The following is a 14,831-nucleotide window of genomic DNA, read 5'->3' as shown; positions in this document are numbered from 1 at the left end:
CGCTTCGCTGGTCGATCCCCGTCGTCGACGGGGCCCCTCGCCCTCCGCTCCGCGCTCTAGACGCGATGCCAATCGAAGGCCGCCTTGTCGCCCTTGCCGTAGACCTTGAGCGCGCCCTTCTCGCCGACCGCGTTGGGGCGCTGGAAGATCCAGTTCTGCCAGGCGGTCAGACGCCCGAAGACGCGCGTGAACATGTTCTCGGGGCCGTTGAAGCGCAGGTTGGCCTCCATGCCGGTCAGCGCGTCGGGCGACATCGCCACGCGCTCCTCGACCGCGATGCGAACCTCGTCGGCCCAGTCGATGTCGTCGGGATTGCTGGTCACGAGGCCGAGCGCGAAGGCGGCGTCGGCGTCGAGCGCCTGGCCGGCCTTGGCGCGCACCGCATCGAGCGCGGGCTGCTCGTCATAGAAGCGGCGGCCGAGGCGGCTCTGGCCGGTGATCATCGGATAGAGGCCGAAGTTGGCTTCGGCCACGGTGATCTTGGGCGCGCGCGCCTCGTCGTCGGGCAGCGCCAGCTGGTAGCTGCGGTCGCAGGCCAGCGCCAGCTCGAGGAAGCTGCCGGCGAAGCAGGAGCCCGGTTCGATCAGCGCGAACAGGCTGCGCGAGGACACGTCGAGCCGGCTGAAGGTGCGGCGCAGCAGGCCGATCGTCTCGCGCACCAGCCAGTGGTCCTTGTTGGCCAGCAGCGTGGCGTCCATCGCCAGCACCGCGGCCGCCTCGCCCTCGGTCTTGATGAGCCAGGTGCCCATCTCGAGCTCGTTGGTGCGCATCGACAGGATCGCGTCTTCCAGCTGGCGCGCCAGCGCCAGCGGGTACCAGCCGGCGCCGAGCGCCTCGATGCCGGCTATGTCGCTCGGCTGGGCACCGCTCGGCGCCTTCACCGTGAAGGTGGCGGTGCGCTTGCTGCGGTCGATCTCGACCGTGACATGCGGATAGCGCAGCGCATCGGCCTCGATGCTGCACTCGACCGGCGTCAGCGCCACGCCCTTGCCATCGGCCGGGCGGTCGCTCTGCGCGGCCAGTTGCAGCGCGCGTTCCTGCACCTTCTGCGCGAAGACCTGCGGCTTGGCGATGTCGTCGACCAGGCGCCAATCCTTGGCCTTCTGGCCGCGCACGCCCTCGACGCTGGTGCAGAACAGGTCGGCCAGGTCGTGCCGCACATGGCGCTTGTCGGTCACCCGGGTCAGGCCGCCGGTGCCCGGCAGCACGCCCAGCAACGGCACCTCGGGCAGGCTCACCGCGCTCGAGCGGTCATCGACCAGGATGATCTCGTCGCAGGCCAGCGCGACCTCGTAGCCGCCGCCGGCACATGCGCCGTTGACCGCGGCCAGGAACTTCAGGCCGCTGTGCTTAGACGAGTCCTCGAGGCCGTTGCGGGTCTCGTTGGTGAACTTGCAAAAGTTCACCTTCCAGGCATGGCTGCTGACGCCGAGCATGAAGATGTTGGCGCCCGAACAGAACACCTTCTCCTTGCCGCTGGTCAGGATGACGGTGCGCACCTCGGGATGCTCGAAGCGGATCCGGTTGATCGCGTCGTTGAGCTCGATGTCGACGCCGAGGTCGTAGCTGTTGAGCTTGAGCTTGTAGCCGGGGCGCAGGCCGGCGTTCTCGTCGAAGTCGGCGATCAGCGTCGCGACCGGGCCTTCGAATTTCAGCTTCCAGTGGCGGTACTGGGAGGGATGGGTCTGGTAGTCGACGCGCGGTGCTTGGCTCATGCGATGGCTCCTCAGGTGAATGCAGCAAACTGCATCTTGTCGGATTCGATGTAAGCATCATAGTGCATGCATCGACACGAAGTCAAGCAGTTTCTTGCAGTCCTTGTCGGCGATTCAGGCGGGCAGTTGCAGCGCGCCGCGCACCAGTTCGCGCAGCGCCAGGAAGGTCGGCTGCAACGCTTGCGCGCTCGTGTCGAGCGCGAACTCGGCCTTCGAATAGAAGGCGGCGCGGCTGGCGAGGATGCCCTTGAGGTCGTCCATCGCTTCCTTGCTCGCGGCCATCGGCCGCAGGTCGCCCTGGGCCGCAACGCGCTGCATGTGATCCTCGGGCGCCGCCTGCAGCCAGACCGTGCTGCAGTGGGCCAGCAGCAGGTTGAAGGTCGCCAGGTCCGAGACCAGCCCGCCCGGCGTCGCGATCACCGCCTCGGGGTAGATCTGGATCGCCTCCTCGAGCGCGCGCCGCTCGTAGCGGCGGTAGGCGTTCTGGCCGTAGAGGGCCTGGATCTCGGAGATGCTGCAGCCGGCGAACTTCTCGATCTCGCGGCTCAACTCGACGAAGGGGAAGCCCAGGTCCTCGGCGAGCATCGCGCCCAGCGTCGACTTGCCGGCGCCGCGCAGGCCGACCAGCGCCACCCGCGAACTGCGCGGCGCCGGCCCGCTGCCATGCGCGCCGCCGGTGCCCAGCAGTTCGCCAATCGCCACCCGCACCCGGCGCAGCGTCGGTTCGTCGCGATGCTCAAGCAGTTCACGGATCAGGAGCCACTCGGTCGACGAGGTGGTCACGTCGCCCAGCAGTTCGGCCAACGAGCATTGCAGCGCCTGCGCCACCTGCAGCAGGACCAGGATCGAGGCGTTGCCGACCCCGTACTCCAGGTTCGCCAAGTGGCGCTCCGAGACATCGGCGTTCAGCGCCAGGCCCTTGCGCGTGATGCCGCGCCGCGCGCGCAGCGCCCGCACGCGCTCGCCCAGCGCCACCAGAAAGGGATTCTTGCCCTCCCCGTCACCCGCGCCGGACGCCGCCCCCGGCGCCTCGGCAACGGCTTCGGTCGGGCTAGGTGTTTCCACCAGTGAATGCAGTATATTGCTTGACATGGTCCCTGGGCACCCATAAAGTGCATGCAAGCACAATACTGCATCTTACTTGCGGAAGCAAGACCGACACTTTCAAACGGAGTTGCCACCATGCTGCCCGCCGAGTTCCGCCAACAGATTGCCGAGTTGACCGCCCAGTTGGCCGGCCGGCCGCTGGACGCCGGGCTCGATGCCTGGCTCAACCGTGAACACGGCCCGGGCAGCGCGACCTACGACCTGCTGCGCACCAGCTGCCGGATCGGCGTTGCCGAGGGCTGGCTCTGCGATCGCGAGGGCGGCGGCCTGCGCTACGGCCGCATCTTCAAGCCGGCGCCCGACCTGCACGACTTCTCGGTCGACGTGGTTGACATGAAGGACGTCGCCGGCCCCCACCATGCCCATCCGAACGGCGAGATCGATCTGATCATGCCGATCGACGCCGAGGCCCGTTTCGACGGCCGCCCGGCCGGCTGGCTGATCTGCCCACCCGGCAGCGCGCACCGGCCGACGGTGTCGAGCGGCCGCGCGCTCGTGCTCTACCTGCTGCCGCAAGGCCGCATCGACTTCACCAAGTGAGCGAGAACCCATGAGCGAACTGCTTTCCAACTTCATCGGCGGCCGCTGGGTCGCCGGTAGCGGCGCCGGCACGCCGCTGTTCGACCCGGTGCTCGGCACCGAACTGGTCCGCGTCGATGCGACCGGCCTCGATCTCGCAAGCGCCTTTGGCTTTGCCCGCGAACAGGGCGGTGCCGCGCTGCGCGCGCTGAGCTATCGCGAACGCGCCGGCCTGCTGGCCGCCATCGGCAAGGTGCTGCAGGCCAACCGCGACGAGTACTACGCGATCGCCACCGCCAACAGCGGCACGGTCAAGAACGATTCGGCGGTCGACATCGACGGCGGCATCTACACGCTGTCGACCTACGCCAAGCTTGGTGAATCGCTCGGCGAGCGCCGCTTCATGCCCGACGGCGAGCCCGCCCGGCTCGGCAAGGAGCCACTGTTCCAGTCGCAGCATGTGCTGACGCCGACCCGCGGCGTGGCGCTGTTCATCAACGCCTTCAACTTCCCGAGCTGGGGGCTGTGGGAGAAGGCGGCGCCGGCGCTGCTTTCGGGGGTGCCGGTGATCGTCAAGCCGGCCACCGCCACCGCCTGGCTGACCCAGCGCATGGTCAAGGACGTGGTCGACGCCGGGGTGTTGCCGGCCGGCGCGCTGTCGGTCGTCTGCGGCAGCTCGGCCGGCCTGCTCGACCAACTCCAGCCCTTCGACGTGATCTCCTTCACCGGCTCGGCCGAGACCGCCGCGCTGATCCGCTCGCATCGCGCGGTGGTCCAGGGCTCGACGCGCGTGAACATCGAGGCCGACAGCCTGAACTCGGCGCTGCTACTGCCGGGCGAAGCGGCCGGCAGCGAGGCATTCGAGCTACTGGCCAAGGAGGTCGCACGCGAGATGACGGTCAAGTCGGGCCAGAAGTGCACCGCGATCCGCCGTGTCTTCGTGCCCGAGGCGCTCTACGGCGCGGCGGCCGAGGCGATCTCGGCGCGGCTGGCCAAGACCACCGTCGGCAACCCGCGCAACGAGGCGGTGCGCATGGGCTCGCTCGTCAACCGGGCGCAGCTCAATTCGGTGCGCGAGGGCCTGGCGCTGCTGAAGCAGCAGGCCACCGTGCTGCACGACGGCGCCGGCCACGCACTGGTCGATGCCGATCCGGCCGTGGCCTGTTGCGTCGGCCCGACCCTGCTCGGCGTCGGCACGGCCGCGCAGAGCGACGCCGCCGACCGCGTCCATGACACCGAGGTCTTCGGCCCGGTCGCCACGCTGGTGCCCTACCGCGACGCCGCTCACGCGCTGGCGCTGGTCCGCCGCGGCCAGGGCTCGCTGGTCGCCTCGCTCTATGGAAGCGACCCCAAGGCATTGGCCGCCGCCGCGCTCGAGCTGGCCGACAGCCACGGCCGCGTCCACGTGATCTCGCCCGATGTCGCCGCCCAGCACACCGGCCACGGCAACGTGATGCCGCAATCGCTGCACGGCGGCCCGGGCCGCGCCGGCGGCGGCGAAGAGCTCGGCGGGCTGCGCGCCCTCAACTTCTATCACCGCCGCAGCGCGCTGCAGGCCTCGACCGAGGTGCTCGCCGCGCTCTAGCGCGGCAACGAGCCTCGGCACCAGGAGAACCGCATGAGCCAACATCCGCCGCCACCCGGTGCGCGCTTCAACTTCGCGCAGCACCTGATCGAGCGCAACGTGGCGCGCGCCGCCAAGGCCGCCTACATCGACGACCAGGGCTCGCTCGGCTACGGCGAACTGGCCGAGCGCATCCGCCGCGTCGGCGCCGCGCTGCTGGCCTGCGGTGTGCGGCGCGAGGAACGCGTGCTGCTGCTGATGCACGACTGCAGCGACTGGCCGGTGAGCTTTCTGGGCGCGATGTACGCCGGCATCGTGCCGGTGGCCGTCAACACGCTGCTGACCGCCGACGACTACGCCTACATGCTGCAGCACAGCCGCGCGCAGGCCGCGCTGGTCTCGGCGGCGCTGCTGCCGACGCTGCAGGCGGCGCTGGCGCAGCCCGGCCATGAGCTGAAGACGGTGATCGTCTCGCGCGCCGAGGGCGCGCTGCCGCAAGGCTGCGTGGGCTTCGACGCGCTGCTCGAGCAGCACGCGCCGCTGGCCGCGCCGGCCGCCACCGGCCCCGACGATCCCGGCTTCTGGCTCTACTCCTCGGGCTCGACCGGCCGCCCCAAGGGCACGCTGCACACCCACGCCAATCCGTACTGGACCGCCGAGCTCTACGGCACGCCGGTGCTCGGCCTGACCGAGAACGATGTCTGCTTCTCGGCGGCGAAGCTCTTCTTCGCCTACGGTCTGGGCAATGCGCTGAGCTTTCCGCTCAGCGTCGGCGCCACGACGATCCTGATGGCCGAGCGACCCACGCCGGACGCCACCTTCCAGCGCTGGCTCGGCCAGGCCGGCAGCGTGACCGCGCCCAAGCCCACGGTGTTCTTCGGCGCACCGACCGGCTACGCCGGCATGCTGGCCTCGCCCAAGCTGCCGGCACGCAAGGACGTGGCACTGAGGCTGTGCTCATCGGCCGGAGAGGCGCTGCCGAGCGACATCGGCACGCGCTTTACCGCGCATTTCGGCGTCGAGATCATCGACGGCATCGGCTCGACCGAGATGCTGCACATCTTCCTGTCCAACCTGCCGGGCAAGGTGCGCTACGGCACCACCGGCTGGCCGGTGCCGGGCTACGCGGTCGAACTGCGCGGCGACGACGGCCGCGCGGTGTCCGACGGCGAGCCGGGCGACCTCTACATCCAGGGGCCAAGCGCGGCGCTGATGTACTGGGGCAACCGCGAGAAGTCGCGCGAGACCTTCCAGGGCGGCTGGACCAAGAGCGGCGACAAGTACGTGCACAACGCCGACGGCACCTACACCTACTCCGGCCGCAGCGACGACATGCTCAAGGTCAGCGGCATCTACGTCTCGCCCTTCGAGGTCGAGGCCACGCTGGTGCAGCACCCGGCGGTGCTGGAGGCGGCGGTGATCGGCGTCGCCGACGCCGAGGGCCTGACCAAGACCAAGGCCTTCGTCGTGCTCAAGCAGGACGCGCAGGCCAGCGAAGACGAGCTCAAGGCCTTCGTCAAGGAACGCCTCGCGCCCTACAAGTACCCGCGAGTGATCGAGTTCCTGGCCGAGTTGCCGAAGACCGCGACCGGCAAGATCCAGCGCTTTCGGCTGCGCGAGCGCGAGGCGAAGTCCTGATGAGCGAAGCCCCGCGTTTCGTCGAGATCGACTGGGCCGGTCGGCGCGTGCGCGTCGAGCACCAGTGGATCGCGCCCGAGCGGCGCGCGGCGCCGCTGATCGTGTTCCTGCACGAGGGCCTCGGCTCGCTGTCGATGTGGAAGGACTTTCCGCAGCGCCTGTGCGATGCCGCTGGCTGCCGCGGCCTGGTCTGGTCGCGGCCCGGCTATGGCCGCTCGACGCCGCGCGCGGCCGAGGAGGCCTGGAATCCCGACTTCATGCACCGCCAGGCGCACGAAGTGCTGCCGGCGCTGCTCGAGGCGCTCGACGTCGACGTGGCCGCCACGCCGCCCTGGCTCTTCGGCCACAGCGACGGCGCCTCGATCACCCTGCTCTACGCGGCGCGCTTCCCCAAGCAACTGGCCGGCGCCATCGTGCTGGCGCCGCACATCCTGGTCGAGGATCTCTCGGTCAACAGCATCGAGAAGGCGCGCAACGCCTACCTGGAAACCGATCTGCGCCAGCGCCTGGCGCGCCATCACGATGATCCCGACTCCGCCTTCTGGGGCTGGAACGACATCTGGCTGGCTCCGGGATTCCGCGACTGGACGATCGAGCCCGAGTTGGCAAGCATCGTCTGCCCGCTGCTGGCGGTGCAGGGCCTGGATGACGAGTACGGCACACTGGAACAGATTCGCGGCATCGCGCGCCGGGCGCCGCAGACCGAGTTGCTCGAACTGCCCGCCTGCGGCCATTCGCCACACCGCGATCAGCCCGAAGGCCTGATCGCCGCGAGCACCGACTTCATTCGGCGACATCACTACAACCACGGAGACTAGACATGAACCTGTTCCGCCTCACCCTGATCGCCGCCACCACCGCGCTGGCTGCGCCGCTGGCCATGGCCCAGGCCGCGCCCAAGCTCAAGGTCGGCCTGATGCTGCCGGCCACCGGCACCTTCGCTGCGCTCGGCACCGCGATCGAGAACGGATTCAGGCTCTACGTCGCCGAGCAGGGCGGCAAGCTCGGCGGGCGCGAGGTCGAGTTCGTCAAGGTCGACGACGAGTCCGATCCGGCCAAGGCCACCGACAACGTCAACAAGCTGATCAAGCGCGACAACGTCGACGTGCTGGTCGGCACCGTGCACTCCGGCGTGGCGATGGCGATGGCCAAGGTCGCCAAGGAAACCGGCACGCTGCTGATCGTGCCCAACGCGGGTGCGGGCGCGGTGACCGGGCCGATGTGCGCGCCCAACATCTTCCGCAGCAGCTTCAGCAACTGGCAGACCGGCTACGCCACCGGCGAGGCAGTGGCCAAGCGCGGCCACAAGAAGGTCGCGACGATCACCTGGAAGTACGCCGCCGGCGACGAGATGGTGGCCGGCTTCAAGGAGGCCTTCGAGAAGGCCGGCGGCTCGGTGGTGAAGGAGCTGAACCTGCCGTTCCCGAACGTCGAGTTCCAGGCCCTGCTGACCGATCTCGCGGCAACCAAGCCCGACGCCACCTTCGCCTTCTTCGCCGGTGGCGGCGCGGTCAAGTTCGTCAAGGACTACGCCGGCGCCGGCCTCAAGAAGAGCATCCCCCTCTACGGCACCGGCTTCCTCACCGACGGCACGCTCGAGGCCCAGGGCGATGCAGCCGAGGGCATCTTCACCGCACTGCACTACGCCGACAGCCTCGGCACGCCGCGCGACAACGCCTTCCGCCTGGCCTATGCCAAGGCCTACAAGCTGCAGCCCGACGTCTACGCGGTGCAGGGCTACGACGCCGGCCAGATGCTGGGCGTCGGCCTCGCCGCCGTGAAGGGCGATGCCAGCAAGAAGGGCGAGTTCGCCGCCGCGCTGGAGAAGGCCAAGATCGACAGCCCGCGCGGGACCTTCACCCTGTCCAAGGCGCACAACCCGGTGCAGGACTTCTACCTGCGCCAGGTGGTCGGCAAGGAGAACAAGAGCACCGGCCTGGCCAGCAAGGCGCTGGCCGACCCGGCGCGCGGCTGCAAGATGTGACGCCGCGGCGGCCGCGCAAGGCCGCCGCTCCTGAATGCCCGTTGCCTCGCGCGGCAACGGGCGCCTCCCACCGCCCGAGATGGACATCGCCACCTTCCTCATCCAGTGCCTGAACGCGCTGCAGTATGGACTGCTGCTGTTCCTGGTCGCCTCGGGGCTGACGCTGATCTTCGGGATCATGGGCGTGATCAATCTCGCCCACGGCAGCTTCTACATGATCGGCGCCTACATGGCCTTCGCGCTGGCGCCGATCGTCGATGCCACCTTTGGCGGCGGCTTCTTCTCGACGCTGCTGATCGGCATGGTGCTGGCGGTGCTGCTCGGCTACGTGCTCGAGTGGGCCTTCTTCAGCTTCCTCTACGAGCGCGAGCACCTGCAGCAGGTGCTGATGACCTACGGCCTGATCCTGGTGTTCGAGGAGGCGCGCAGCCTGCTTGTCGGCGACGACGTGCATGGCGTCAATCCGCCGCCGCTGCTGGCCGGCACCCTACCGCTCGGCGAAATGATGACCTACCCGGTCTACCGGCTGTTCGTCTCTGGCGTCTGCCTCGCCGTCGCGCTCGGCATGTACTTCGTCTTCACCCGCACGCGCCTGGGCATGATGATCCGCGCCGGCAGCGCCAACCGCGAGATGGTGCAGTCGCTCGGCATCGACATCAAGTTCCTCTATCGCGTGGTGTTCGCCGCCGGCGTCGCGCTCGCGGTACTGGCCGGCATGGTGGCCGCGCCGGTGTCCTCGGTCTACCCGGGCATGGGCAACTCGGTGCTGATCCTGAGCTTCGTGGTGGTCGTGATCGGCGGCATCGGCTCGATCCGCGGCGCGCTGCTCGCTGCGCTGCTGATCGGCGTCGTCGACACCTTCGGCAAGGTCCTGCTGCCGCAGGCCGCCGGCGTGCTGGTCTACGTGCTGATGGCGCTGATCCTGCTGTGGAAGCCGGACGGCCTGTTCAAGGCTGGCTGAACGTCGAAAAAAAGAAGAGCCATGAACCGCCGCTCCAGCCCCCTCTTCGTCGCGCTCGTCTTCGCGGCGCTCGCGCTGTTCCCGCTCGTGGCCGGCAACTACGGCATCGACTTCGTCACCAAGGTGATGATCTACGCGGTGCTCGCGCTCAGCCTCGAACTGCTGGTCGGCAGCACCGGCCTGGTCTGCTTCGGCCAGGCCGCCTTCTTCGGCATCGGTGCCTACGCCACGGTGCTGCTATCGCCGCAGTCGGGCGCACCCTCGCTGCTGTGGCTGCTGCCGGCCTGCATGCTGGCCGCGGGCGCCTACGCGCTCTTCGTCGGCGCGCTGTCGCTGCGCACAAAGGGCGTCTACTTCATCATGGTCACGCTGGCCTTTGCCCAGATGGCCTACTACGTCGTGCACGACACGCCGCTCGGCGGCGGCACCGACGGCATCTATCTCTACAGCAAGCCGGCGATCGGCGCCTGGCTCGATCTCGACAAGCCGCTCACGCTCTATGCCTTCACGCTGGCCTGCCTGCTGGCGGTGTTCGGCTTCCTCGCGCTGCTGCTGCGCTCGCGCTTCGGCCGCGCGCTGGCCGGCATCCGCGTCAACGAGCAGCGCATGCGCGCCACCGGCTTCTCGACCTATCCGTACAAGCTGGCCGCGTTCGTGATCTCGGGCGCCCTCGCCGGACTCGCCGGCTTCCTGTTCGCGGTCAAGGATGGCTATGTCAACCCGGAGATGATGAGCTGGCACCTCTCGGGCGCGGTGCTGATCATGATCATCCTCGGCGGCCTCGGCCACCTGCGCGGCGCGCTGATCGGCGCCTTCGCCTTCGCGCTGCTGCAGGAGTTCTTCAAGTCGGAGGCGATCTTCGGCGGCTTCGCCAAGCACTGGCACCTGGGCCTCGGGCTGACGATCATCGCCAGCGTGGCGCTGCTGCCGCGCGGCCTGGTCGGCGTGCCCGGGCAGGTGCGCGAACGACTGGTCGGCAAGGGCATGAGCTCGCGCCGGGCCGACGCCTCGGAGGTTCGCAATGAGCACGCCTGAAGTCCTGCTGCGCGGCACCGGCCTCACGCGCCGCTGGGGCGGCCTGGTGGCCGTCGACCAGGTCTCGCTGGCGCTCGAGCGCGGCAGCGTGCACGCGGTCATCGGCACCAACGGCGCCGGCAAGTCGACGCTGATCAACATGCTGTCCGGCGAGATTCCGCCCTCGTCCGGTTCGGTCGAACTGCTCGGCCAGGACGTGACCGCCTGGACGCAACCGCGGCGTGCGCGCGCCGGCCTCGGCCGCAGCTACCAGCGCAACACCATCTATCCGAGCTTCACGGTCTTCGAGAACTGCCGGCTCGCGGCCCAGGCCCGCACGCAGAAGCCCTGGGCCTGGTGGCACAGCGCGCAGGCCTGCGAGGCGAGCACCTCGACCGCACGCGACGTGGCATCGCGTGCCGGCCTCGACGACATGCTCGACCGCGCCTCCGGCCTGCTCTCGCATGGCCAGAAGCGCCAGCTCGAGATCGCGATGTGCCTGGCCACCGGCCCCGAGGTGCTGCTGCTCGACGAGCCACTGGCCGGCATGGGCGCCGAGGAAACCGATCGCATGCTCGCGCTGCTCGAGGCGCTGCGCCCCGGCCACGCGATCCTGCTGGTCGAGCACGACATGGACGCGGTGTTCCGCATCGCCGATCGCATCACGGTGATGGTCAACGGTGCGGTGATCGCCTCGGACACGCCCGACGCAGTGCGCGCCAGCCCCGAGGTGCAGGCCGCCTATCTTGGAGACCACTGAAGTGCAGCTGTCGAGCCCCTCCGTCCAGGACCGCGCGCCGACGCCGCCACAAGGCCGGCCACTGATCGTCGATGCCCGCGCGGTCCACGCCTGGTACGGCTCGAGCCACGTGCTGCACGGCATCGACCTGCAGATCGCGCGCGGCGAGACCGTCGGCCTGCTCGGCCGCAACGGCATGGGCAAGAGCACCCTGATCCGCACCCTGCTCGGCCATGTGACGCAGCGCGACGGGCAGATCACGCTGTTCGGCCAGGACGCCTCGCGCGCCCGTCCGCACGAGGTGGCCCGGCTCGGCGTGGCCTACGTGCCCGAAGGGCGCGGCGTGTTCCCCAACCTCTCGGTGCGCGAGAACCTGGTGATGGCGGCGCGCCGCGGGCGCGACGGCCGCCAGGACTGGAGCTTCGAGCGCGTGCTCGAGACCTTCCCGCGCCTGCGCGAGCGGCTCACGAACCTCGGCTCGCAGCTCTCTGGCGGCGAGCAGCAGATGCTGTCGATCGGTCGTGCGCTGATGACGCATCCGGAGTTGATCGTGCTCGACGAGGCGACCGAGGGCCTGGCGCCGCTGATCGTGGCCGAGATCTGGCGCGTGATCGGCGACATCCGTGGCAGCGGCATCGCCACGCTGATCGTCGACCGCGACTACCGCAAAGTGCTGGCGCGTTCGGATCGCGCGCTGGTGCTGCAGAAGGGCCAAGCGGTGCTCGCCGGCCCCTCGGCCGAGGTCGCGGCCGACCCGACGCTGCCGAGCTACCTGGGCGTCTGAGCCTCAGGCCGCCGTCGGCCGCAGCGGCAGCGTGCGCAGCCGCTGGCCGTTGAGCGCGAACAGCGCGTTGGCGACCGCCGGCGCGATCGGCGGCGTGCCGGGTTCGCCGACGCCGCCCGGCGCCGCGGTGCTCGGCACGAGGTGCGTCTCGATCAGCGGCATCTGCGCCATCTGCAGCATCGGGTAGTCGTTGAAGCTGCCCTGCTCGACGCGGCCGTCCTTGAGCGTGATCGCGCCGAACAGCGCCGCCGTCAGGCCGAACACGATCGCGCTCTGCATCTGCGCCTCGACGGTGTCGGGGTTGACGACCACGCCGCAATCGATCGCGCAGACCACACGGTGCACGCGCAGCGCGCCGCCCTCCAGCGAGACCTCGACCACCTGCGCGCAGATCGAGCCGAAGCTCTCGTGCAACGCCACGCCGCGCGCGCGCCCGGCCGCCAGCGGCATGCCCCAGCCGGCCTTGGCCGCGGCGAGATCGAGCACCGCGCGGTGGCGCGGGTGACGCGTCAGCAGTTCGCGCCTGAAGGCCAGCGGGTCTTTGCCCGCGGCATGCGCCAGCTCGTCGACGAAGCTCTCGGTGAAGAAGGCGTTGTACGAGTGGCCGACGCTGCGCCACGAGCCCACCGGCACCGGCGTGCGCGATCGGATCTGGCGCACGTTGAGGTTGTCGATCGCGTAGGGCAGGTCGAAGGCGCCCTCGATCTGGTTCTTGTCGGGCGCGTCGGCGGCCGCCCACGGCAGCAGGCGCGCGAAGGTGTCGAGGCCGACCGAGGGTGCCACCACCTTGTTGAGCCAGGCGGTCGGCCGGCCCTGGGGATCGAGCGCCGCGGAGAACTTCGACAGCGCGGCCGGACGGTACATGTCGTGGCGGGTGTCTTCCTCGCGCGACCAGAGCAGCTTCACCGGCTTGCCGCCGGTCTTGAGCGCCACCGCCACCGCCTGTTCGACCATGTCGGTCTCGAGCCGTCGCCCGAAGCCGCCGCCCAGATACGTGATGTGCAGGTCGACCTTGTCGGTCGCCACCTCGGCCACCTGGGCCGCCTTCCAGCGCGCCAGCGTGGCAACCTGGGTGCCGGTCCAGACGCCGACCCGGCCGTCCCTGACCTGCGCCACGCAACTCATCGGCTCCATCGTCGCGTGGGCCAGGAACGGCACCTCGTAGGTGGCCTCGACCTTGCGCGTGGCCGCGGCGAGCGCGGCCGCGGCGTCGCCGACGCTCCTGAAGCTGAAGCCGCTGGCCGCGTCCAGGTCGCGCCGGAACTGGGCGCTGATCGCCGCCGAGTCGAGCCCGGCGTTGGGGCCTTCGTCGTACTCGACCTTCACCGCGTCGAGCGCGCGATTGGCGCGCCACCAGCTGTCGGCCACGACCACCACGCCGTTGCCGACCGCGAGCACCTGCTGCACGCCGCGCAGCTTGAGCGCCTCGGCGCCGTCGAAGGACTTGAGCTTGGCGCCGAACACCGGCGCCTGGCGGATCGAGGCGTAGAGCATGTCCGGCAGCCGCACGTCGATGCCGAAGCCGGCGCTGCCGTCGACCTTGGCCGGAACGTCCAGCCGCGGCGTCGGCTTGCCGATCAGCCGGTATCGCGCCGGATCGCGGAACAGCACCTCGGCCGGCGGCGACTGCGTGGCCGCGGCCGCCGCCAGCTCGCCGTAACCCAGCCTGCGGCCGGTGCTCACGTGGAGCACCGCGCCGGGCTGGGTACTGCATTCGCTCAGCGGCACCTGCCACTTCTGCGCCGCGGCCTGCAGCAGCAGTGCGCGCGCGGTGGCGCCGGCCAGGCGCATCGGCTCCCAGGCATCGCGCACGCTGCTCGAGCCGCCGGTCACCTGCAACGACAACGCGTAGCCGACGCGCTCGGCCGAGGCACGCACCATGCGCGCGGTGGCGCTGTCGTCGTCGGGCTGCAGCGGCACCAGGTTGAGGAACAGCGCGGTGTTGGCATAGCTCTGCTCGAGCGGTGCCTGCTCGACGCTCACTCGCGACCAGTTGGCATCGAGCTCCTCGGCCACCAGCATCGCCAGCGCGCTGTGCACGCCCTGGCCCATCTCGGCGCGCGGCACCGCGACGCTGACGCTGCCGTCGGTGCCGACGCGCACCCAGCCGTTGAGCGCCACCTTGCCGGCTTCCGGCGCCAGTTGCCCGGGCTTGCCAACACGCGCCGCCGGCCGGTTGTCGGCACAACCGACGATCAGGCCGCCAGCCAGCGCGCTGCCGGCGATCAGCAGGCGACGGCGAACAGGATCCCGCGGCGCGCTCATTGGTCCACCCTTCGGCCTGCGGCCGGTCCCGCCAAGCGGGAATTCGCCCCTTCGGACGGCCGGGCGGCGCTCATGCCTTGGCGCCCTCGCCGCGGGACGCCGCGTGGATCGCGGCACGCACGCGCTGGTAGGTGCCGCAGCGGCAGATGTTGCTCATCGCGGCGTCGATGTCGGCATCGCTGGGCTTGGGGTTGCCCGCCAGCAGGGCGCGCGCGGCCATCAGCATGCCCGACTGGCAGTAGCCGCACTGCGGCACCTGGTGCGCGATCCAGGCCGCCTGCAGGCGCTGCAGCAGCGCGTCGGGCTCGCCCTCGATAGTGCGCACCGACTTGCCCTCGACCGCCGCGACCGGCATCGCGCAGGAGCGGGTCGGCACGCCGTCGATGTCGACGGTGCAGGCGCCGCAGGCGGCGATGCCGCAGCCGAACTTGGTGCCGGTCAGGCCGAGCTCGTCGCGCAGCACCCACAGCAGCGGCATCTCGGGCTCGACATCGAGGCGTCGTTCGACGCCATTGACGGTGATCGTGGGCATGGTGCTTGG

The 14,831-nt window shown here is 70.0% G+C and carries 13 protein-coding genes; 9 read left to right on the top strand and 4 right to left on the bottom strand.

The annotated features are described in order from the left end of the window. Nucleotides 1-56: 56 nt before the first annotated feature. A complete protein-coding gene (gene boxC / locus EV670_RS10635) occupies nucleotides 57-1,715 on the bottom strand; it encodes a 2,3-epoxybenzoyl-CoA dihydrolase (protein WP_130431862.1) in 1,659 nt (552 codons plus the stop codon). A gap of 114 nt (nucleotides 1,716-1,829) precedes the next feature. Beyond that, on the bottom strand, nucleotides 1,830-2,807 hold the full coding sequence (locus EV670_RS10630) for a helix-turn-helix transcriptional regulator (RefSeq protein ID WP_130431860.1): 978 nt from the start codon (nucleotides 2,805-2,807) through the stop codon (nucleotides 1,830-1,832). A 90-nt stretch (nucleotides 2,808-2,897) separates the two neighbouring features. On the opposite strand from EV670_RS10630, the gene EV670_RS10625 reads away from it, so the two are divergent. From EV670_RS10625 to EV670_RS10585, 9 genes are all read left to right on the top strand, one after another. After that, nucleotides 2,898-3,362, top strand: a complete 465-nt coding sequence (locus EV670_RS10625) for a DUF4863 family protein (RefSeq protein WP_130431858.1) — start codon at nucleotides 2,898-2,900, stop codon at nucleotides 3,360-3,362. A gap of 10 nt (nucleotides 3,363-3,372) precedes the next feature. Next, nucleotides 3,373-4,926: a 3,4-dehydroadipyl-CoA semialdehyde dehydrogenase gene (locus EV670_RS10620; RefSeq protein WP_130431856.1), complete on the top strand. Its 1,554-nt coding sequence runs from the start codon at nucleotides 3,373-3,375 to the stop codon at nucleotides 4,924-4,926. Between the two features lie 33 nt (nucleotides 4,927-4,959). Continuing rightward, complete coding sequence (locus EV670_RS10615; RefSeq protein ID WP_130431854.1) at nucleotides 4,960-6,543, top strand: benzoate-CoA ligase family protein; 1,584 nt, start codon at nucleotides 4,960-4,962, stop codon at nucleotides 6,541-6,543. Further along, nucleotides 6,543-7,361, top strand: coding sequence for an alpha/beta fold hydrolase (locus EV670_RS10610; RefSeq protein WP_130431852.1), 819 nt, complete (start codon nucleotides 6,543-6,545; stop codon nucleotides 7,359-7,361). Before EV670_RS10615 ends, EV670_RS10610 begins: the two co-directional genes overlap by 1 nt. A 2-nt stretch (nucleotides 7,362-7,363) precedes the next feature. Further along, complete coding sequence (locus EV670_RS10605) at nucleotides 7,364-8,527, top strand: ABC transporter substrate-binding protein (RefSeq protein WP_130431850.1); 1,164 nt, start codon at nucleotides 7,364-7,366, stop codon at nucleotides 8,525-8,527. Nucleotides 8,528-8,606: 79 nt separating this feature from the next. Then, the gene (locus tag EV670_RS10600; protein WP_130431848.1) at nucleotides 8,607-9,488 is read left to right on the top strand and encodes a branched-chain amino acid ABC transporter permease; all 882 of its coding nucleotides are present in this window, start codon (nucleotides 8,607-8,609) and stop codon (nucleotides 9,486-9,488) included. A gap of 21 nt (nucleotides 9,489-9,509) precedes the next feature. Next, nucleotides 9,510-10,523: a branched-chain amino acid ABC transporter permease gene (locus tag EV670_RS10595; protein WP_130431846.1), complete on the top strand. Its 1,014-nt coding sequence runs from the start codon at nucleotides 9,510-9,512 to the stop codon at nucleotides 10,521-10,523. Next, nucleotides 10,510-11,262 (top strand): ABC transporter ATP-binding protein, encoded by a 753-nt coding sequence (locus EV670_RS10590; RefSeq protein ID WP_130431844.1) that lies wholly within the window; start codon nucleotides 10,510-10,512, stop codon nucleotides 11,260-11,262. The genes EV670_RS10595 and EV670_RS10590 overlap by 14 nt, the downstream gene beginning before the upstream one ends. A gap of 64 nt (nucleotides 11,263-11,326) precedes the next feature. Then, nucleotides 11,327-12,025, top strand: a complete 699-nt coding sequence (locus tag EV670_RS10585) for an ABC transporter ATP-binding protein (RefSeq protein WP_207225063.1) — start codon at nucleotides 11,327-11,329, stop codon at nucleotides 12,023-12,025. Nucleotides 12,026-12,028: 3 nt separating this feature from the next. Here the strand turns inward: EV670_RS10585 and EV670_RS10580 are convergent, their stop codons facing one another. Together EV670_RS10580 and EV670_RS10575 are read right to left on the bottom strand one after the other, a co-directional pair. Then, complete coding sequence (locus EV670_RS10580; RefSeq protein ID WP_130431842.1) at nucleotides 12,029-14,290, bottom strand: xanthine dehydrogenase family protein molybdopterin-binding subunit; 2,262 nt, start codon at nucleotides 14,288-14,290, stop codon at nucleotides 12,029-12,031. A gap of 70 nt (nucleotides 14,291-14,360) precedes the next feature. Then, nucleotides 14,361-14,822, bottom strand: coding sequence for a (2Fe-2S)-binding protein (locus EV670_RS10575; RefSeq protein WP_130431840.1), 462 nt, complete (start codon nucleotides 14,820-14,822; stop codon nucleotides 14,361-14,363). Nucleotides 14,823-14,831: the final 9 nt, after the last annotated feature.

Source organism: Rivibacter subsaxonicus (assembly GCF_004217215.1).
Classification (GTDB): Bacteria; Pseudomonadota; Gammaproteobacteria; order Burkholderiales; family Burkholderiaceae_C; genus Rivibacter; species Rivibacter subsaxonicus.
Note: the sequence above shows the minus strand (reverse complement) of the source record. Positions and strands in the feature narration are given on the sequence as shown.